The 18,721-nt window shown below is 49.5% G+C and carries 19 protein-coding genes and 1 pseudogene; 12 read left to right on the top strand and 8 right to left on the bottom strand.

Annotated elements, in window-relative coordinates:
• The first annotated feature begins 281 nt into the window (after positions 1 to 281).
• The 3 genes and pseudogenes from FGI41_RS03060 to FGI41_RS03050 form a co-directional block, all read left to right on the top strand.
• Positions 282 to 1,592: a M20/M25/M40 family metallo-hydrolase gene (locus FGI41_RS03060; RefSeq protein WP_255298297.1), complete on the top strand. Its 1,311-nt coding sequence runs from the start codon at positions 282 to 284 to the stop codon at positions 1,590 to 1,592.
• A 199-nt stretch (positions 1,593 to 1,791) separates the two neighbouring features.
• On the top strand, positions 1,792 to 2,415 hold the full coding sequence (locus tag FGI41_RS03055) for a DsbA family oxidoreductase (protein ID WP_139488490.1): 624 nt from the start codon (positions 1,792 to 1,794) through the stop codon (positions 2,413 to 2,415).
• Positions 2,416 to 2,630: 215 nt separating this feature from the next.
• Positions 2,631 to 2,945: pseudogene (locus tag FGI41_RS03050) on the top strand (IS3-like element IS655 family transposase); the annotation flags it as partial.
• 414 nt (positions 2,946 to 3,359) lie between these two features.
• Here the strand turns inward: FGI41_RS03050 and FGI41_RS03045 are convergent.
• Genes FGI41_RS03045 through FGI41_RS03025 form a run of 5 tightly spaced genes read right to left on the bottom strand, consistent with a single transcriptional unit; the run spans position 3,360 to position 5,679 of the window.
• A complete protein-coding gene (locus tag FGI41_RS03045) occupies positions 3,360 to 3,656 on the bottom strand; it encodes a spore coat protein (protein ID WP_139488489.1) in 297 nt (98 codons plus the stop codon).
• 13 nt (positions 3,657 to 3,669) lie between these two features.
• Positions 3,670 to 3,873 carry a hypothetical protein gene (locus FGI41_RS03040; RefSeq protein ID WP_120749738.1) on the bottom strand — a complete coding sequence of 68 codons (204 nt, stop codon included), beginning with the start codon at positions 3,871 to 3,873 and terminating at the stop codon, positions 3,670 to 3,672.
• A gap of 31 nt (positions 3,874 to 3,904) precedes the next feature.
• Positions 3,905 to 5,041 (bottom strand): zinc-dependent alcohol dehydrogenase, encoded by a 1,137-nt coding sequence (locus FGI41_RS03035; protein WP_139488488.1) that lies wholly within the window; start codon positions 5,039 to 5,041, stop codon positions 3,905 to 3,907.
• On the bottom strand, positions 5,038 to 5,424 hold the full coding sequence (locus FGI41_RS03030) for a spore coat protein (protein ID WP_139488487.1): 387 nt from the start codon (positions 5,422 to 5,424) through the stop codon (positions 5,038 to 5,040). Before FGI41_RS03030 ends, FGI41_RS03035 begins: the two co-directional genes overlap by 4 nt.
• 12 nt (positions 5,425 to 5,436) lie before the next feature.
• Positions 5,437 to 5,679 (bottom strand): spore gernimation protein GerQ, encoded by a 243-nt coding sequence (locus tag FGI41_RS03025; protein ID WP_139488486.1) that lies wholly within the window; start codon positions 5,677 to 5,679, stop codon positions 5,437 to 5,439.
• Positions 5,680 to 5,870: 191 nt separating this feature from the next.
• Between FGI41_RS03025 and FGI41_RS03020 the strand changes: the two genes are divergently transcribed.
• On the top strand, positions 5,871 to 6,152 hold the full coding sequence (locus tag FGI41_RS03020; protein WP_139488485.1) for a hypothetical protein: 282 nt from the start codon (positions 5,871 to 5,873) through the stop codon (positions 6,150 to 6,152).
• Between the two features lie 315 nt (positions 6,153 to 6,467).
• Here FGI41_RS03020 and FGI41_RS03015 read toward each other — a convergent pair whose 3' ends face one another.
• Positions 6,468 to 6,986, bottom strand: a complete 519-nt coding sequence (locus FGI41_RS03015) for a CBO0543 family protein (protein WP_139488484.1) — start codon at positions 6,984 to 6,986, stop codon at positions 6,468 to 6,470.
• Complete coding sequence (locus FGI41_RS25620; RefSeq protein WP_304364764.1) at positions 6,983 to 7,468, bottom strand: CBO0543 family protein; 486 nt, start codon at positions 7,466 to 7,468, stop codon at positions 6,983 to 6,985. Before FGI41_RS25620 ends, FGI41_RS03015 begins: the two co-directional genes overlap by 4 nt.
• A gap of 213 nt (positions 7,469 to 7,681) precedes the next feature.
• Between FGI41_RS25620 and FGI41_RS03005 the strand changes: the two genes are divergently transcribed.
• From FGI41_RS03005 to FGI41_RS02975, 7 genes are all read left to right on the top strand, one after another.
• Positions 7,682 to 8,794, top strand: coding sequence for an L-dopachrome tautomerase-related protein (locus FGI41_RS03005; protein WP_176560139.1), 1,113 nt, complete (start codon positions 7,682 to 7,684; stop codon positions 8,792 to 8,794).
• A gap of 488 nt (positions 8,795 to 9,282) precedes the next feature.
• A complete protein-coding gene (locus tag FGI41_RS03000) occupies positions 9,283 to 10,992 on the top strand; it encodes an ABC transporter substrate-binding protein (RefSeq protein WP_139488481.1) in 1,710 nt (569 codons plus the stop codon).
• A 69-nt stretch (positions 10,993 to 11,061) separates the two neighbouring features.
• Positions 11,062 to 12,018, top strand: a complete 957-nt coding sequence (locus tag FGI41_RS02995; protein ID WP_139488480.1) for an ABC transporter permease — start codon at positions 11,062 to 11,064, stop codon at positions 12,016 to 12,018.
• A gap of 258 nt (positions 12,019 to 12,276) precedes the next feature.
• Positions 12,277 to 13,191: an oligopeptide ABC transporter permease gene (gene opp4C, locus FGI41_RS02990; protein WP_255298339.1), complete on the top strand. Its 915-nt coding sequence runs from the start codon at positions 12,277 to 12,279 to the stop codon at positions 13,189 to 13,191.
• Between the two features lie 14 nt (positions 13,192 to 13,205).
• Entirely contained in the window at positions 13,206 to 14,195 is a 990-nt protein-coding gene (locus FGI41_RS02985; RefSeq protein WP_139488479.1) for an ABC transporter ATP-binding protein, read from the top strand.
• On the top strand, positions 14,182 to 15,171 hold the full coding sequence (locus FGI41_RS02980) for an ABC transporter ATP-binding protein (protein WP_139488478.1): 990 nt from the start codon (positions 14,182 to 14,184) through the stop codon (positions 15,169 to 15,171). Before FGI41_RS02985 ends, FGI41_RS02980 begins: the two co-directional genes overlap by 14 nt.
• Positions 15,172 to 15,373: 202 nt before the next feature.
• Positions 15,374 to 16,594 carry a GGDEF domain-containing protein gene (locus FGI41_RS02975; RefSeq protein ID WP_139488477.1) on the top strand — a complete coding sequence of 407 codons (1,221 nt, stop codon included), beginning with the start codon at positions 15,374 to 15,376 and terminating at the stop codon, positions 16,592 to 16,594.
• A gap of 166 nt (positions 16,595 to 16,760) precedes the next feature.
• On the opposite strand, the gene FGI41_RS02970 is transcribed toward FGI41_RS02975, so the two are convergent.
• On the bottom strand, positions 16,761 to 17,279 hold the full coding sequence (locus FGI41_RS02970) for a DMP19 family protein (protein ID WP_139488476.1): 519 nt from the start codon (positions 17,277 to 17,279) through the stop codon (positions 16,761 to 16,763).
• Between the two features lie 388 nt (positions 17,280 to 17,667).
• Here FGI41_RS02970 and FGI41_RS02965 point away from each other — a divergent pair, with 388 nt between their 5' ends.
• Positions 17,668 to 18,615 carry an MBL fold metallo-hydrolase gene (locus FGI41_RS02965; protein ID WP_139488475.1) on the top strand — a complete coding sequence of 316 codons (948 nt, stop codon included), beginning with the start codon at positions 17,668 to 17,670 and terminating at the stop codon, positions 18,613 to 18,615.
• Positions 18,616 to 18,721 lie beyond the last annotated feature (106 nt).

The raw sequence follows: 18,721 nt of genomic DNA, 5'->3' as shown, positions 1-18,721 counted from the left end.
GAGCTAGTTACTGCGCTACAGGGAGTGTAGCAAGCGTACAGCACGACCATTTACACCGTTCATATTCAAACCAAACAAACCCCTTCTCACCAGAGGGGGTTTGTCCTTATCATTTCTGCTCAACCATAAATACGTGCGAGTGACGTAGAACAACCGTGACTCACCATCATGACTCACGTCTACAACCATTCACCACGACTCACATTCTCAATTCACAGTCACGATCCATCACGATGATTCACAACCCACAATCACGACCCGCGAAAGGAGCACCACAGCCTATGCCCATCTATGAAAACCCCGTTCAAATCCTGCAAGACCTCATTCGCTTCGATACAACCAACCCGCCCGGACACGAAAAGGCATGCATCCAATACATCCAAGGCCTGCTCCACGACGCCGGAATCGAAACCACCATCGTCGCCAAAGACCCCGAGCGCCCCAACCTGATTGCCAGATTAAAAGGGAACGGAAGCCAACCACCGTTATTGCTCTACGGTCATGTCGACGTCGTCGGCACACAGGATCAGAAGTGGACGCACCCGCCTTTTGCCGCCGAGATTCATGACGGCTTCGTCTGGGGAAGAGGGGCGTTAGACATGAAAGGCGGCGTCGCCATGATGCTGGCAGCGTTCCTGCGGGCACATGCCGAGCAGATCTCTCTGTCCGGTGACATCATTCTTGCCATCGTCAGTGACGAAGAAGCAGGCGGTGAATACGGTGCCAAATATTTGGTCGAAGAGCATCCCCACCTGTTCCAAGGGGTACGTCATGCCATAGGTGAATTTGGTGGATTTTCACTACAGGTGAACAATCAACGCTTTTATCCCATCATGATCGCCGAAAAACAGCTCTGCTGGGTTCGCGCCAAAATAAGAGGCACAGGCGGTCACGGCTCACTCGGCAAAAAGGACGGCAGCATCGGTCAACTGGCATCCTTTTTAACCAAAATGAACGAAGCACGTCTACCCGTCCATATCACCCCAGCCGCTAAACTAATGATCGAATCCATGGCTTCCCATCTGCCTTTTCCAGCCAGTTTTCTGCTGAGACAGCTGCTCAATCCCGCGCTGACCGATCCCATACTCAAGCTGATGGGGGAGAAGGGCGCTACATTTGAGCCGCTCCTGCGCAATACTGTCACCGTGACCATCATCCGTGGAGGAGAAAAAATCAATGTCGTCCCAAGCGAAATCATCGTCGAGATGGATGGACGCCTTCTGCCTGGATTTACGCCTGAGCAGTTTTATGACGAGCTCCGTGCTGTGATCGGCCAACAGGCGGAGATGATAGAGTTCGAGCTGATCCGCTATGACCCTGTTCCAAGCGAGCCGGATATGGGGCTGTTTCCCAAGCTGGCTGACCAGCTGAGACAGGCTGATCCAGAGGGAATCCCTGTCCCGATGCTGTTGCCGGCTGGGACGGATGGGCGCTATTTTTCGCGGATCGGTATTCAGACGTATGGTTTTCTGCCGATGAATTTGCCTGAATCGATGAAATTCACCTCACTGATCCATGCGGCGGACGAGCGTATTCCGGTGGAGGCGGTGCATTTTGGGGCGGATGCGTTGTATCGGGTGTTACGGGGTTAATTGGAGAAGCTGAATCAGCCGAGTTTGCTGAAACAGTGAGCAACCGCACCGACAACCCACACAACAACGCACACAAATTCTTCCATCAAGGCCAAGACCATGATAGCGACGAATTGCCCTCCGACCCTTGATTCATTTGCTCCTGCATTGCCCACACTTGTAACGTAAAAATTCCAAGCCAAAAGGAGCACGATCCCACATGACCGTAAAAGTCCAAGTTTATTCCGACTACGTCTGTCCATTCTGCTTCATCGCCGAAGTGCCGCTCGAACAAGCTATCCAAGGCAAAGATGTCGAAGTCGAGTGGATGCCCTACGAGCTGCGATCCTACCCAGCAGAAACGCTGAGAGTGGAAGACGAATACCTCCCGCGCGTCTGGAAGGATTCCGTCTACCCAATGGCTGAGCACTACGGCGTCAACATCACGCTTCCGCACGTCTCCCCGCAGCCGCACACCCATCTCGCGTTTGAGGGCTACCAATTTGCCAAAGAGCGCGGAAAAGGGAACGAGTACAATCATCGGATGTTCCAAGCGTTTTTCCAAGAAGAGCAGGACATCGGGGATATTGATGTGCTGACTAAGCTGGCCGGGGAGATCGGGTTGGATGAGTCGGAGTACCGTGAGGCGTTGGTGTCGCAGAAGTATCGGGATGCGCATAAAAAGGCGCTGGAGCGTGCGGCGGAGGTGGATATTACGGCTGTGCCGACTTTTATCATTGGGGACTCGGTGTTGCGTGGGGTTCGGTCGAAAGAGGCGTTGGAGCAGGTGATTGAGGTGGAGAGTAGGAAAGTGGCGAAGGCTGGGGGATCGAAGAGGGGATGATTTGCGGGCCGGATAGGTGTTGTTAATAGCAGTCAACAGACTTAATTATTTTACATTAGGTGAAGTAGAAAGAAGGGGTTCTATGCTTAGAGGAGAACCCTCTTTGTCATTTATTGGCTTAGAATTCAATGCATATGATTGGATCGGCTACACTTTCCTAGACAGAAATTTTAAGGTCAAGTAGTCTACAACTAACCTACCCAAGGAGAATTTACATGACAAAACGACCAAGAAGAACTTACACGCCCGAGTTCACAGAACAAATGGTTCAGCTCTATAAAAGTGGAAAGCCGAGAAAAGACATTATCCGTGAATATGAACTAACACCGTCCGACTCCCGAACAACAAGAACTCATCGAATTGCGAAAAGAACTGAAAAAATTGCAGATGGAAAATGATATTTTAAAGCAAGCTGCGCTGATACTAGGAGGAAAGTAAATGTGATCCGGAACAATCAACACAAATACTCGATATCAGCAATGTGCAGAGTCCTCCAACTTCCCAGAAGCACCTACTATTATGAAGCGCAAGGAGGTGGAACGTATCCTTGCGCAGCTGAAGCCAGATCATGATGTGAGTGCAAAATTGTCAGAATAGTTCAATTAATTCTACGGAATGCCGGAGGATTTAGTATTTTAAAATCACAAATCAGAGGTTATCTGCACAGATTGGCAACATAAGAATGCCTATAGAAAAGGGGAGACGTGAGAGCAGTGATCCACAGAGTGCGTGGCGATGACAATCAGAAGCAAAACAAACGAAGGAACGCTTATTCAAGTGTGTTTGTGACGAAGCCAAAAAAAGTGCGGAGCGTGTCTGCCCTTATTGTATTGTTGGATTCTTGACACGGGGAACATTTTATTCTCTATAGTCTTCGGCTAAAATCAAAAAAAACGCGCCTGAACCATGGTGGTTTTGCGCGTTTTGTCGGGACGAATACGGTGTCAGGACATAAAGTTAATAGCGGTCTGAATATTTTTCAGATCGAGCTGAATTTGCTCCGGAATATGGTAGGGATGGTATAGGCCCCGCTGCATCATGTAGTTTGTTATCTTTTCATGGGAGTCTATAGCTTCGTCGAGCTGTTTCATCAAAATTTGCTTGATTTCGGGGGTGGCACATTCGGTTACGGCCATGGCGTAGTTTCTGACTCCGCTCTTGGCGTTCATCAAAAAATCCATTGCGATCACGTCGTCGGTCAGCGTATGAAGCCCTGTCAAGTGTTCTAATAGGGTGTTCATGTTTCTATCTCCTTTAGGTTAGGGTCACTTTAGACAGCACTCCACCGAGCTCCTGAAGCTGCTGCTGTGATAATTGCACGTCTTGCTGCAAAATTTGCCTGAGCTCCGGGTCGGTTACCAGAGCTTGCATGGTTTTGGATTTGGTCATGCAAACGGTCTTGAACGCAGCCATTTCATGAACCTCCAGCATCTCATGCAAAGCGTAATTGGAATTCATTCGGATTGTCCTCCCCTGTATTTACCCATATTCAGGGCTTTAAGATGACCTTGATGCAATTGTCCGTTTTCGTATCGAACATTTCATAGCCGTGCTTGGCCTCGCTAAGCGGAATGACGTGCGTAACAATATCTCCAGGGTCTACTTTGCCCGACGTAACCAGCTCGTACATATACGGCATGTAGTGAATGACCGGGGCTTGCCCGGAACGGATATTCACGTTGCGTTGCATGATGTCGCCGAGCGGGAATCCGTTATAGCGTCCGCCGTATACCCCAGTGACTTGGATGGTCCCGCCTTTGCGGACAGCCTGAGATGCAATGATAAATGCGCTCATGGTGCCGCCTTGCAGTTTCAAACCGCTGGCTAGAAATTCGAGATCGCTCATCTTGCCGTCCATTCCTACCGCATCAATCACGACATCGGCGCCGCCTTTGGTCATTTCCTTGAGAGTGTTGCCGATATTCTTATCCTGTTCGAAGTTTACGATTTCCACATTGTTTGTTCGCTTCGCATGCTGTAAGCGGTAATCGACATAGTCAACGGCGATGACCCGCTTTGCTCCCTTCAGCCAGCAGAATTTCTGGGCAAGAAGTCCGACCGGACCGCAGCCGAGCACGATGACCGTATCTCCATTCTTGACGCCGGCGTTATCTACGCTCCAGAATGCCGTCGTCATGGCATCGGCGATCAAGCTTAGCTTTTCATCCGGTTGCTCGCAGTTTTCAGGAATCTTGAAGTGGGTGAAATTAGCAAACGGAACTCGTAAATACTCGGCTTGCCCTCCAGGGTAACCACCGGTCGTTCCGGTGTAGCCGAAATATGCGCCCATATCCCCGTGTTCGTTTGAATTGTCGCATTGGCTTTCCAGCTGATTCGTACAATAAAAGCATTGTCCGCATGCGATGTTGAAAGGGATGATCACCCGGTCGCCTTTCTTTACCTTGGTCACTTCAGGGCCTACTTCTTCTACGATCCCCATCGGTTCATGCCCGATGACATAGTTCTCCTGAAGGTTAGGGATCATCCCGTGAATCAGGTGAAGATCCGAACCGCAAATGGCGGTACTGGTGACTCTTACGATCATATCGTCCGGTTTCTCAATCTTCGGATCCGGCACCTCTTTGACCACGACATTTTTAATCCCTTGATACGTTACCGCCTTCATGCTTTATGTCCTCCAATATGTTGATCTGGGGTCCGATCAAACATCCCTTTACGCGACGTATCATCCGGGAACAAATTCATCTGCCCGATCATCACCGTATTTTTCGCTGAAAGCTGGTCGAGTTGGTACTGTTCGTTCAGCTCGTAAGGATGGAACCATTTTTTGCGAATCATAAGCTCCGTGATTTCTTGGTGCAGGGCAATCCCCTGTATAAGATGATTGCGCAGCAGCGCTCTTACATCGGGAGAAGCCGTTTCCGTCAGGGCGATGGACAAATTTCTCACACCCTCCTTGGCACGAATAAGGAAGTCCATTGCAAATGTCATATCTGCCATCTCCGGCATATTTAACGAATTAATCGGGTCTAAATAATCGGTGTTCATTGGCGCTCCCCTTTAATTTGTGATAGGTGTCGGGCTATTCGGAACAGGCGCTTGGAATGGGGCTCTTGCGTAGATCGCCTGGAGCTCGGTGATCTGTTGCGTGGATAGAATGACGTCCTTCTGCATTAACGCTTTCAGCTCTTGGTCAAAGACCAAGCCTTGCATAAGTTTTGACTTAGCGAGGCAGAGCGTTTTGAAGTTTAACGCTTCATGCAGTTCCATCGATTCGTGTGGCGCTAGCGTTGGCGTATTCATTGGGTAATTATCCCCTCCTTTCTTTCATCAAGGTTAGATTTTCCTAAGCATTGGATCCTATACTAAAATGGATTGCCGGAAATGTGGGGTCCGAATATTCCCATGCAGTCGTAAGAATATAAACAAAATCTCAACCGCATACTTATTTCTGTTAAAGTTATTGATCTTTGCTCACGGAAGGAGGACTCACCTTGCCCAATGAAAACAAAATTGATCTAGCCACCGAAAATGCAAGAAAACCGGTAGAAGGTACACTTCACTCGAGCGGCAATACGCTGGAGCAGCATGCATCTAACGCGGTTTCTGAGGCGCAAACGGCTTTAAATCAGGCGATAAGCTCGATAAGTGAATCTAATGCGGCAACAAATTCACAAGCTTTGGAGACGGCCCGGCAGCAATTGACCCAAGCAGAGGAGTTTTTAGATCAAGCGCAAACTTCAGCAAACGCATTACGTCTGCCAGACCAACAATAAAACGGTAGCTTTGGTAGTGGCAGAGATTCTCCTTCTTTTTCGGATACAAATGGAGTCAAACTCACTAATGTCGAAGTATGGTCGTCTGTCTATGTAGACGCTGCGTATGATGTTTTCCGAATTTACGCCGATACTCTCCGCATGGGCAAATGACCTGCGTTGACGCTCGGAGGATCGTATTTGCCATAGACACGGAGAGTCACTGACGAAGGCGCTTGATTTGCCGGACCAGCGCAGCGAATCATGACAAGCGAGAGGGAGGCCTTTAAGGGGCCTCCCTCTTTATTCTGCTTCCTAGGGGGCATAGCCCCACATTTAGGAACGTGTCGTACTGGCTGCGTTCTTTTGTTTTGCCGCTTCCACTCGTGTCATGGTTCCGAAGTAGACCACACAGAACACTCGAGTCATCAGGAATGTGAGAAAAATCGTGGCCCATGACCAAAACCAGTTCCAACGAACATACCGAATCAGATCGGTATATTGTTCGATAAGCACCTCGATCACCGTCAGTACAGTAGTGAATAATACATAATAGCCGAATTGAATCCAGCGCCTCCGATGGGACGGATAATAGGCGTTAAACACCGCGCATGTCATCGGATAAGCCATATATTCATAGGTGAAGCTCGTCCGGCTAACGTCGGCAAGCTCTCTTACGGGATAGGCGAGAAGTTGGAGTTCGACCACGGCATGACCGAAAATACACGTAATCCACTGTTTGAACAAAAAAGAGACCATTGCCAATCGACGTTTCTGCCGCGGGATGAAGAGAATCAATAACAATGAAAGGATCCACACTGAAACAATAATGCAGTATTGCAGCAGCAAACTCATCGCTCATTCGCTTCCTCCCTGAAAACTTTGCGGTCTCTAAAGAACCAGCTCGCGAGGCCGCGGACGGACAGAAAAATAATCGAGTACACAATCGCCATCAGACTCCAGTGAAAATGAACATAAACCACCAATTCGGTTTTTGCGGCTAGCATCCCGTCGATTAAGGTGAGCAGTGAAATCCAGGCTGCAAAGTAAAAACACTTTGTCAACTTATTCGCACGAGGTCTATAGATGTAATACAGACCGCTCGCAACAGGCGTCCACAACACTTTGAACGTGATATTCAAATCCGAGGCTGTGGGGAATTCACGTAACGGGTAGGCCACCAAATCAAATTGAACGAGCAGCACATCTACTATCCATCCAACAGCCTGACACACAAGAAAGCACAACACAAATTCATGAGCTTTTGCTCTTGGAACAAGAAAATAGATGGTGGTTATACACACAAACCAGACTAGCAGTAATAAATTTCGTTCCATGTCCATGGCCATAGCTTGTACAAGGAAGGAGGCTCCTATGTATAGTGTACTTCTTATTATTCATACTTTCGTGGGCGGTGATACTTAGGCAAACACAACACGGTTTACTCGTTGTCCGTCATAGATACGAACTTGCGGGGTTCCTGTAAAATTATTTTATTATCCAGGCACTTGAACCACATTCAGTCATATAAATAGGTGATAGCAGTTCGAATCTGTGAGGAGGATTTTAAACAAGTGATGTTACCGAGTGAAAAGTATTTCGGTAAGTTTGAGGCGGTTTTTTTATTTTACGGAGCCATGCCTACAGGCGTTGCTGTTTCTGAAACCGGGCGTATTTTCATTTGCTTTCCGAAATGGGGAGACGACGTTAAATTTACGGTGGCTGAAATCGTTCACGATACATTACAGCCTTATCCTAGTTTAGACGCTAATGTGGTAAGCCCATCGAATATCACAACGTCCTTCATTAGTGTCCAAAGTGTCGTTGCTGATGGAAATGGTACGCTTTGGGTACTGGATACAGGAGCTCCTAATTTCTCAGAACCCATCAAAGGGGGGGCGAAGTTAGTCGCTGTAGATTTAAATTCAAATACCATAAGAAGTGTTTATACATTTACGGAAGATGTTGTCCTGCCAACCACTTATCTGAATGATGTCCGATTTGATTTTCGTGTTGGTAAAGCAGGTTATGCTTATATAACGGATTCGTCTTCCCGAGGACCAGGAGCCATTATTGTCGTTGATTTAGAAACGGGTTATGCCTGGAGACGGTTAAACGGGGCAAATTCAACTTCGCCCGATCTCTTTCTTTTACCGAAAGTTGAAGGTAAAATCCTGATGAATCGAAACAAAGACGGATCTACTTCACCCTTTAGATTGGCATCCGATGGTATAGCGATTTCCCCGGACGGCAAGATGTTGTATTTTTGTCCTCTCTCCAGTCGTTATCTGTACTCGATTTCAACGGAAGCCCTAAGAGACCGAACGATACCGGATATGAATTTACAGTATCACGTGAAGTATTGGGGAGAAAAAGGTGCTTCAGATGGAATGATCACCGATGCAAAAGGAAACGTTTACGCTGGAGACTATGAAAACAATAGTATTCGAAAGATATTGCCGAATGGAATAATGGAAACCATCGCACATGATCCGAGAATTTTATGGCCGGATACTTTTTCTATTGGTCCAGATCAATACTTATATTTCATCGTGAACCAACTTCATCGGCAGGCAAGATTTCATTATGGAAATGACCTGCGGCAGAAGCCTTATAGTTTACTCCGTATGAAAATAGACGAACCACCTGCTCCTACCTTTTAATAAATATTTCACTTTACAAAGTTGACTCTATTTGCATAGAAAATGTATTTTATGACTTTATGGTTATTAAGAATTTGGAGGCTGCCGCTCGGTAGCCTGTTCAGCTAACGGGGAGGCGTAAGGTCAATGAATATGTAACAACTTTATTCCTAACCCGGACCTTTCTATAGGCCGGGTTTGTTTCGTACCCCGACATAATAACCCAATGCATATTCCTCCTGACCAAAAAAATCGTCATGTACAACCGCTTTTCTTTTCGCATCAACTATTTTTTGCTAAGAAGAGTCTATGTTGGCATGATGGAAAAGTAATCCACATAAAGAATAGGGGAGCCAACAAAAATCGCATTATGTCCATGTTGATAGCGATTTCAAAATAGACAATTTCTTTGTTAACGAGAAAAATGATTGACAGGCTGTTACATACTGGATATTATACCTAGTAAACCGATAGGAATTATCAAATTAGAGGTGTTAGGGAGGATTCACATGAAAAAGAAAGCATCAGGCGTTTTCCTATCCATACTTAGTTCTGCATTGCTGCTCACGGCTTGCGTCGAGCAGGCGGCGACACCGACAGAGACGGCTCAACCAGCTACGACCAATCTCCAAAGCGTGCAGGACCAAGTGATCCAGGCTTCGGATAAATCCAAGCAGCCGGAGATTGCGAAGAAGCGTACGGATACATTCATCGCTTCGATTTCCACTCCGGAGGGGATTTTTAACCCATATTTTTTCCATAACGGCTGGGACGGCAATGTCACCAATGTACTGTTTGCTTCCCTCGTCTCGGTGGATAAAGAGGGCAAGCCGGTTCCACAGCTCGCAGAAAAATGGGATATTTCCGACGACCAGCTGACCTATACGTTCCATCTGAAAAAGGGTGTGACCTACCGGGATGGCTCGCCGCTGACAGCTGATGACGTCGCGTTCACGCTGACGATCCTGCACGACAAGTCCTATGACGGTGAGATTGATATCAGTCAGGCGCATATTCAGGGCGGCCAAGAATATAAAGAAGGAAAAGCCACTTCCATCTCCGGGATCAAGGTGATCGATCCACAGACCATCCAGATCACGACAGACAAAGTAAGCGCGAAATCACTGCTCCTGCTCGGCGGTCCAGTGCTCTCCAAAGCCTACTATGGCAAGAGCTACAAGCAAGGTGACCTCGCCTATATCCGTGAGCTGCACGGCAAGCCATTGGAGAGCGGCCCTTATATTCTGGATACCTTCATCCCTGGTCAAGAAGTCCGCTTTGTGGCGAATGAGAAGTATTTTGCCGGTAAACCAAAAGTGAAAAACCTGATCTACAAAGTCACCGACCGTGACACCAACTACCAGCTGTTCCAGGCAGGGGAGCTGGATCACGCGGGCTTCACCGCCAACGGAGAGACGCTCGAACAGCTCAAAGCCCTCGGTTTTGCCAACATCGAGACGTACACCGCAAGCTCCTACGGCTTCATCGATTTCAACCACCAGAAGCCTTATTTTAAAGACAAAAAAGTGCGTCAAGCCTTCATCTACGGTCTCAACCGCCAACAGATCCTCGACGCCGTCTACCAAGGCTATGCCGTCGTCGCCAATATCCCATCCTCGCCGGTCTCCTGGGCCTATACCGATGATGTGAACAAATACGAATACAACCCGGAAAAAGCGAAGCAGTTGCTGGATGAAGCAGGCTGGAAGGTCGGCGCAGACGGCATCCGGGAAAAAGACGGCCAGAAGCTGAAAATCAGGTTCCTCGGCTCCAAAAGCAAGCTGCACGATGCGCTGATCCCAATCGCCAAGGAGAACTTCCAAGAGCTGGGCATTTCATTTGAAGCTGAAATCCTTGATTTCAATGCGTTGATTGCCAAGCAGCAGAAGGGTGACTATGACCTCGCCAGCTTCTCGACGCCGCAGCTGCTCGACCCGTCTGAGGGGGTAGAGAGCTTCTCCTCCACCTACCCGGATAACAACGGCTACTCCAATCCAAAAGTAGATCAGCTGCTCAAAGACAGCATCAGCACACTCGACATCGAGAAGCGCAAACCGATCTATGTAGAGCTGTTCAAGGAACTCAATGATGATCCGCCATACATCTTCCTCTACAACCGCAAGATCATGAGTGCTTACAGCGCCAGAATCACCGGGCTTACGCAGAACACCTACACCAACTTTGACGCAAGCCTGAATCAAATCCAGATTGAAAAGTAATGTGGTTAGGACCAACATAGCCCGGCCCTCCTGTGGCTGGGCTGTTTTTTGACAAAAGGAGGAGGACAGATGAGGCAGTATATCATTCGCAGGGTTTTGCTGATGATCCCGACCTTGCTCGGTGCGTCGATTTTGATCTTTTTTGTCTTTGCGCTGACGCCGGGGGATTTCGTCGACACCAATCTCAAGCTGACTCCCCAGCGGGCACAGGAGCTACGGGTGCTGTATGGGCTAGACAAGCCGATTATCGAGCGGTATTTCATCTGGATTGGCAATGTGCTGCGCGGGGATTTTGGTTTTTCGTTCAAGTATCAGGAGCCGGTGTCTGATGTGATTAAGCATTATTTGTGGAATTCGTTTTTGATTGCATTTGTCTCGTCCATCTTGACATGGTGCATCGCGGTGGCTGTCGGGGTATTCTCGGCGATCAAGCGCTACTCATGGTTTGACACGCTGGTGACACTTGGGGTGTTTGCCGCGATGTCGTTTCCGTCGTTTTTCATTGGGCTGTTGTTGATTAAGTATTTTGCACTGGACTGGAAGGTGTTTCCTGTCGGCGGGATGACGACGACTGGCTCGGAGCTGGCAGGCTTCGGTCATTGGGTGGATGTGGCGAAGCATATGTTCCTGCCGGTGCTGGTGCTGACGATGCTGAGTGTCGGTACACTGACCCGTTATTTTCGGACCAATATGCTGGAAGTGATCAGGCAGGATTTTGTCCGGACAGCCAGAGCAAAAGGCTTGAAGGAAAAAGTGGTGGTCTACAAGCATGCCTTGCGCAACGCTCTGTTGCCTGCGATCACGCTCTTAGGGTTCGAGCTGCCTGCGCTGTTTGGTGGGGCGATTATTACGGAGAAGATTTTTAACTGGCCGGGGATTGGACGGATTCATATGGAAGCGTTGGCGTTTCGCGATTACCCGTTGCTGATGGGATTGACGATGCTGCTGGCGATCTTGACGGTGGTGGGCAATCTGATTGCCGATGTGCTTTACGGTGTGGCTGACCCGCGCGTACGGCTGAAATGAGAGGGGGGATAGAGGATGGAGACAAAAATCCGGTTATCGCAGGATGAGACAATGGTAGGTGAGTCGGAGGAAGCGGGGAAACAAGCTGAAGGGAGTGAGCCGACCGACTCGGGGAAGCAGACTGAGGTAGGTGAGCTGACCGAAGCGGGAAGTCGAGACGGAGTGAGTGAGCTGATCGATGTGGGAAGTCGAGTCGGAGTGAGTGAGCTGACGGAAGCAGAGAAGCAGTCGGGAGCGAGTACCCAGACTGTAGAAGGCATACCAGCCGGAACAGCCAAGGCGATCAAGCCAACCAGACCAACCAAGCCAACATCACTGTGGCAACAGTCACTCAAGCGTTTGCTCCAGAACAAAGTAGCCACTTTCGGCATGATCTATCTGCTGTTCATGTTTCTCTTCTGTTTCATCGGCCCGTATTTTTCCCCCTATCTGACGGAAAAGACCAATGTCGCCATGATGAACCGTCCGCCGAGTATGGCGCACTGGCTTGGTACGGATAATCTGGGGCGGGACGTCTTGACCCGCTTGATGCTGGCGGGGCGCATCTCACTGACGGTGGGGATTGCGTCGATGGCATTGTCCGTGGTGATCGGGGCACTGTTGGGGGCGATCTCCGGTTATTATGGCGGGCTTGTGGATCAGGTGATCATGCGGTTTGCCGATGTGCTGATGACGATTCCGGGATTGCCGCTGTTGATTATCCTCGGTGCGATTTTGTCTGATCTTAAGGTACCGTCTGATTATCGCATCTACATCGTCATGCTGATGCTGGCCTTGATCAGCTGGCCGGGCTTGACCCGACTGATACGGAGCCAGATTCTGACGCTGCGGGAGCAGGAGTTCATGCAGGCGGCAGAGGTACTGGGACTGCGCGACCGCCGCAAAATTCTCAACCATCTGCTGCCCAACACCATCCCGCTTTTGCTCGTGGCATCCACACTGAGCATCGCGGGGGCGATCTTGAGTGAATCCGTACTCAGCTACCTCGGACTTGGCGTGGTACCACCGACACCCACCTGGGGCAATATGATGGACGCGGCCAACTCGCTGCTTGATTTTGAGAAAAGACCGTGGCTCTGGATTCCACCGGGCTTTGCGATTTTTTCCACGGTGATTGCGATCAATCTGTTAGGAGACGGCCTGCGAGATGCCTTAGATCCGAAAATGAAATAGGCGGTGAGCACTTCGTGAGTAATACGCTGGTAGAATTTAAGCATGTACATACACATTTCGATACAGATGAAGGAATTTTCAAAGCAGTCAATGATGTCAGCTTTCGGATCAAAGAAGGGGAGACCGTCGGGGTGATCGGCGAGTCAGGCTGCGGCAAAAGTGTCACAGCCCTCTCCCTGATGCAGCTCGTCACCGCTCCGGGCAAGATCAATGATGGGGAGATCTGGTTTGACGGACGCAATCTGCTCGGCTTGACCCGGGATCAGATGAGACAGCTGCGGGGGCATGAGATCGGGATGATTTTTCAGGAGCCGATGTCATCGCTCAATCCGGTCTTGACCGTGGGCGAGCAGATCGTCGAGCCACTGCAGGAGCACCTGCTTCTAACCAAAAAAGAAGCGTGGGCCAAAGCGGTCGAATGGATCAAAAAAGTAGGTATCCCGCGTCCCGAAAAGATCGCCAAATCCTATCCGCACGAGCTCTCCGGCGGGATGCTCCAGCGTATCATGATCGCCATCGCACTATGCTGCAATCCCAAGCTGTTGATCGCAGATGAACCGACCACCGCACTCGATGTCACGATTCAGGCACAGGTGCTCGATCTGCTTCGCCAGCTGAAAGGGGAGCTTGGCATGGCAATCATGCTGATCACTCATGACCTCGGCGTCGTAGCGGAGATGGCTGATTATGTCGTGGTCATGTATGCAGGCCAGGTGATTGAGGAAGCCCCGGTGCTCGAGCTGTTCCGAGAGCCGAAGCACCCCTATACCCAAGGGCTGCTCCGCTCCAAACCGGTGATGGGCCAGCGCCAAAAACGCCTCTACTCCATCCCTGGTCAAGTGCCCAACCTCGCACAGCTGGGGGAATCCTGCCATTTTCACGAGCGCTGTGCATCCTGCATGGAGATCTGCCGCACCAAGCAGCCGCCGCTTCGCACAGATGGAGATACACACAAGGTAGCCTGCTGGCTGTATGAGGAGGGATTTGGCCATGAGCAAGCATGACAGCAAGAATGACAAGGAGATTCTGCTGGACGTCCGGCACTTGAAAAAATACTACCCGATCACAGGCGGCATCTTCGGCAGAACGGTCGGCCATGTCAAGGCTGTCGATGATATCAGCTTTACGATCCGGCGCGGGGAAACCTTCGGACTGGTGGGGGAGTCGGGAAGCGGCAAAAGCACCACCGGCAAAACGATCCTTCGCCTCACTCCCAAAACAGAAGGGGAGATCATCTACAAAGGTGTGGATCTGGATTCCCTGTCCAAGCAGGAGCTGCGAGAGTACCGTCCGAGCATGCAGTTTATTTTTCAGAATCCGTATCATTCTCTCAATCCGCGCCAGCGCATAGGTGATGCAATCGGGGAAGCGCTGTTGGATCACGGGATGGCGACACCCGCCGAGATCCGTGAAAAGGTGCTGGAGGTGCTCTCGCTTTGCGGTCTTTCTTCCTATCATTATGACCGTTTTCCCCATGAGTTCTCAGGCGGGCAGAGACAGCGTATCGGGATTGCCAGAGCGATCATCCTGAATCCTGATTTTGTGATTGCCGATGAGCCGGTATCAGCGCTCGATGTCTCGATCCAAGCCCAGATCATCAATCTGCTCAGTGACCTGCAGGAAGAGAGAGGACTGACCTATCTGTTCATCTCCCATGATCTGAGCGTAGTGGAGCATGTGTCAGACCGGATCGGGGTGATGTATCTGGGGTCACTGGTCGAGATGGCGACACGGGATGAGCTGTTCGCCCAGCCGCTTCATCCGTATACCAAGGCACTGCTATCGGCAGTTCCGATCCCTGACCCGACGCTCAAGCGGGAGCGGATCGTCTTGACCGGGGATATCCCCAGTCCGGCCGACCCGCCGACAGGCTGTAAGTTTCACACCAGATGCCCCTATGTGACACCCCATTGCCGGATGGAGGTTCCGGCCTATCGGGATGTCGGCGGCGGGCATTATGTGGCTTGTCATATCATCTGACAAAAAAAACGTTTACATATAAAAGTCCCCTTGTGTGCAGGATGGGGACTTTTTCTCGTTTCATTGTAATAATCTTGTAATAATCTTGTTCGTTTTGTTGTTTTATTCTATTGACCAAGTCATGATTTTCAAGTTAGATTAAAGGGTAAGAATCTTTTTGTATGACTGACAGCAGAAATCATCAGAAAGGAGAATAAATGATATGCTTGGACTGAGGGTATACATCTTCACGCTCTTTTTCCTTTCAATGGCGGTGGCCCTACCGACCTATTCGTCTTTTCACCCAAGCCCAGCGTATTACAAAGCGTATGGATTGTACTTGATATTCTCCTTTCTGTATCATCACCTTCGATTTACCAGCAAAAAAGGCAACTCCACCGTAGACTACGGAATTAACTACGGACTTTCCTTCGCTTATTTTGCAGGGCCATTCGGGATCTTCTTATTTGAAGCAGTCTACCGTGTGATGGTCTGGTTTAATAAAAAATGGACGAAAACAGCAGATCCAGATGAAGGACTGCATACTTTCTATAATATAGGCTCTGCCACGTTGAGTGGTTCGATCGGCTATTATCTCTATCACACCTTGTCGCCACTCCTGCTTTCATTTCCATCGGGTAACTGGATTCTCGTGTTTGGATTGGCGGTCATTGCGGGATTGCTGTCGGATCTCATGCTGATCACAGCATTGTACTTCTTAGGAGAGATCAAGACCCGGAAGGAAGCAATCGATTTCAGGAAAAACCGAACGATTTTTGATACAGCCAAAACAGCCTTTTCCAATGGCTTGCTGATCTACTTTCTCCAACAAGAAAACTGGAATATGCTGATCGGTATCTTTATCCTCAACTACCTCGTCAGCCAATCCTACCTGGCGAAAGCACAAAGCATCCAGGATAAGATAGAACGCGACAAATACGAACAGATGGCCTATACCGATTATCTCACAGGCGTCCACAACCGTGCCTATATGGACAAACAGATGGCTGAGCTTAACCGTTTGGGAGAATCTGTCGGAATTGTCGTAACAGATATCGATAAGTTCAAAAGAATCAATGACACTTACAATCACACCGTGGGCGACAGGGTCATCCAGAACTTTGCCGCCATCCTCAAGAGCCATCTGCGGGAAGATGATCTGCTGGTCAGATCGGGCGGTGAGGAATTTACGTTTTTCCTGAGAAACAGAGATGCTGAACAATGCGCGGTACTGGTCGAACAGATCCGCAGAGCGGTAGCTACGAGTCAAGTCATCGTTGAATACGGTGAGGGCACGACTGCTATTGCATATACTGCCTCTTTTGGGCTTTACTACCGTACAGCAGATGAGCCGATCTCCATGGAAAAAGGTTATGTATGCGCTGACCAGCTGCTGCTTCAAGCCAAGCAGATGGGCAGAAACAGGCTGTCGGTCGTCAATTGATCCAGCGTTCAGTCTGTGTTGGAAGTGAGGGAGCGAATCGTGAATCCCGCTCTATCGTGAATCAATAGGATCGGATAAAAAGAAAGTCCCCTCCGTGTGAAGGGGACTTTTTCGTATTAGGAGTGGGTTGGAGTGAACCAGATACTAGTCTGTGATTCATCTGCGGTTAGTCTGTGATCTGCACAAACTCATCCGGGTGGCTTCGGATATACGCAGCGATCCGCGCAAGCGTAGCCGATGCCAATCGGTGAAACTCGGTGTTGAGCTGATCGACGGATACCGACAGATCAGGATCAGCCTCCAGATCGCTTGGCCGGACCTCGCGCCATGTGCCATCATTCTGACGATTCCGGCTTTCCAGATAAGCTTCCGTCTCTTCAAGAAACCGCAGCATCTCTGCATCACCGAAGAACCGCAGTCCACGCTTCACTTCGGACCAGGTACCTGATTCGATCAGCAAGTGGGAGACCCAGCTATAGAACTCGACCGCCGAGCCGCGGGCGTGATCATACAGGACACGGAACATGAAGAGTGCCTGCTGTGCGGTGTTGAGCTGTTCGTACACCTGTGACTTGACAGTCGTGCTTTTGCCCCGGATCTGTAAGACAGTGGGTTCGAAGCAGGCCCAGCTGAGTGCATCCGGTTCTAAGGAGTCGAATTGAGTACGGGTAAGAATTGCGAACATGGAAAATCCCTCCTGGTGAATAGTATACAGGAAGGGTATGAAAAAAATAGTCTAGATCTACTTTGCGGAAGTCATTGTGAAACGCTTCATTGAATACCGTATTCGTAACTGTATCGATAGAAGACGAATGAAATACAACATTCTAGTATTTTATTGTAAAAAATGGTATTTGTTTGGGTGAATGAAACGGTCTAGTAGCCTCTTTTGTGTAAATACTTCGAACGTAATCAAAAAAAGCAATCCCAGCCTACCTTTTCTACCACGACAAGGGTCCCGTCATTATTCATCTCATTTTTAACCCAATCGAAGCAGGAAAATCTTGCCTTCCCGTTTAAGGTTTGTAGGGAGGCAGATATTTTTTCCGAAAAACACACATCGAGGTGAAATCATGCAACCTACTCAACCACCGATTGACTTGGGCCACAATATTTTTCTCTTAGACCTGTATGATCTGGGGATGGAGGGGAGAACCGGCTGTTTCGTATTTCGTGAGGAAGATGTGACCATCGTGGAGACGAGTGCCAGTCCGTCCATTCCCCATCTGGTAAAAGGCTTGGAGCAGCTCGGTATCCAACCCAATGAAATCAAAAATATCATCGTCACTCATATTCACTTGGATCATGCTGGTGGTGTTGGCTTGCTGCTCCAGCAGTGTCCTGATGCACGGGTGATCGTCCATCCCAAAGGAGAGAGACATCTCGCCAATCCAGAACGCCTAATCGCAGGGGCCAAAGCGGTGTACGGTGATGATTTTGACCGTCTGTTCGATCCGATCCTGCCTGTGCCACAGGAGCGCCTGGTGACCAAAGCGGATGGGGAGACCCTGCAGATCGGACCGGGGCGTACGCTTCGTTTTCTCGATACACCGGGTCATGCGAACCACCATTTCAGCATTTATGATCCGATCAGCAATGGAGTGTTCAGCGGGGATACATACGGGATGCAGTATCATCAGGCAGAGGATTGCGGGTTGGCAACCTTTTACCTGCCGTCCACCTCGCCCAACCAGTTCAACCCAGAAGCGATGCTTAAATCGATGGAGCGGATGCGTGCTCTTGGCATCGAGCGGATTTATTTTGGCCACTATGGGATGACGACTCAGGTGGATGAGGCAGATGAACAGCTGCGCTATTGGATTCCGATTTTTGTGGAGACCGCCAAGCGTTGTCTGGTCCAAGGCGGAGGGGTGAGTGAGATTACCGATTCGCTCCTGCTGCAGGTCCGTAAGTATCTGGGACAGCGCGGTGTGCCGGGGGATCATCCAGTCTTTGGCATCCTTTCATTAGACATAGAGGTATCAGCGATGGGGCTGGCTGATTACCTGAGCAAGGAGTAAGCCTAGCCTAATCAAACGAAACATCAAAAGCGTGTAAACCCTGTGCCGATAAGTACGGGAGCTTACACGCTTTTTTCCTGTCTACATGTTCCTCATCCTGCTGAAT

Origin of the sequence: Brevibacillus dissolubilis, assembly GCF_006170445.1 — a bacterium.
In the GTDB taxonomy this organism is placed as follows: domain Bacteria; phylum Bacillota; class Bacilli; order Brevibacillales; family Brevibacillaceae; genus Brevibacillus_B; species Brevibacillus_B dissolubilis.
This window is presented reverse-complemented; position numbering and strand designations above follow the sequence as displayed.

What these genes read in the sequence shown, in the direction of transcription:
- FGI41_RS03060 (WP_255298297.1), top strand. Translation starts at nt 282, where the DNA reads ATGCCCATCTATGAAAACCCCGTTCAAATCCTGCAAGACCTCATTCGC.
- FGI41_RS03055 (WP_139488490.1), top strand. Translation starts at nt 1,792, where the DNA reads ATGACCGTAAAAGTCCAAGTTTATTCCGACTACGTCTGTCCATTCTGC.
- FGI41_RS03045 (WP_139488489.1), bottom strand. Translation starts at nt 3,656, where the DNA reads ATGAACACCCTATTAGAACACTTGACAGGGCTTCATACGCTGACCGAC.
- FGI41_RS03040 (WP_120749738.1), bottom strand. Translation starts at nt 3,873, where the DNA reads ATGAATTCCAATTACGCTTTGCATGAGATGCTGGAGGTTCATGAAATG.
- FGI41_RS03035 (WP_139488488.1), bottom strand. Translation starts at nt 5,041, where the DNA reads ATGAAGGCGGTAACGTATCAAGGGATTAAAAATGTCGTGGTCAAAGAG.
- FGI41_RS03030 (WP_139488487.1), bottom strand. Translation starts at nt 5,424, where the DNA reads ATGAACACCGATTATTTAGACCCGATTAATTCGTTAAATATGCCGGAG.
- FGI41_RS03025 (WP_139488486.1), bottom strand. Translation starts at nt 5,679, where the DNA reads ATGAATACGCCAACGCTAGCGCCACACGAATCGATGGAACTGCATGAA.
- FGI41_RS03015 (WP_139488484.1), bottom strand. Translation starts at nt 6,986, where the DNA reads ATGAGTTTGCTGCTGCAATACTGCATTATTGTTTCAGTGTGGATCCTT.
- FGI41_RS25620 (WP_304364764.1), bottom strand. Translation starts at nt 7,468, where the DNA reads ATGGAACGAAATTTATTACTGCTAGTCTGGTTTGTGTGTATAACCACC.
- FGI41_RS03000 (WP_139488481.1), top strand. Translation starts at nt 9,283, where the DNA reads ATGAAAAAGAAAGCATCAGGCGTTTTCCTATCCATACTTAGTTCTGCA.
- FGI41_RS02995 (WP_139488480.1), top strand. Translation starts at nt 11,062, where the DNA reads ATGAGGCAGTATATCATTCGCAGGGTTTTGCTGATGATCCCGACCTTG.
- FGI41_RS02980 (WP_139488478.1), top strand. Translation starts at nt 14,182, where the DNA reads ATGAGCAAGCATGACAGCAAGAATGACAAGGAGATTCTGCTGGACGTC.
- FGI41_RS02975 (WP_139488477.1), top strand. Translation starts at nt 15,374, where the DNA reads ATGCTTGGACTGAGGGTATACATCTTCACGCTCTTTTTCCTTTCAATG.
- FGI41_RS02970 (WP_139488476.1), bottom strand. Translation starts at nt 17,279, where the DNA reads ATGTTCGCAATTCTTACCCGTACTCAATTCGACTCCTTAGAACCGGAT.
- FGI41_RS02965 (WP_139488475.1), top strand. Translation starts at nt 17,668, where the DNA reads ATGCAACCTACTCAACCACCGATTGACTTGGGCCACAATATTTTTCTC.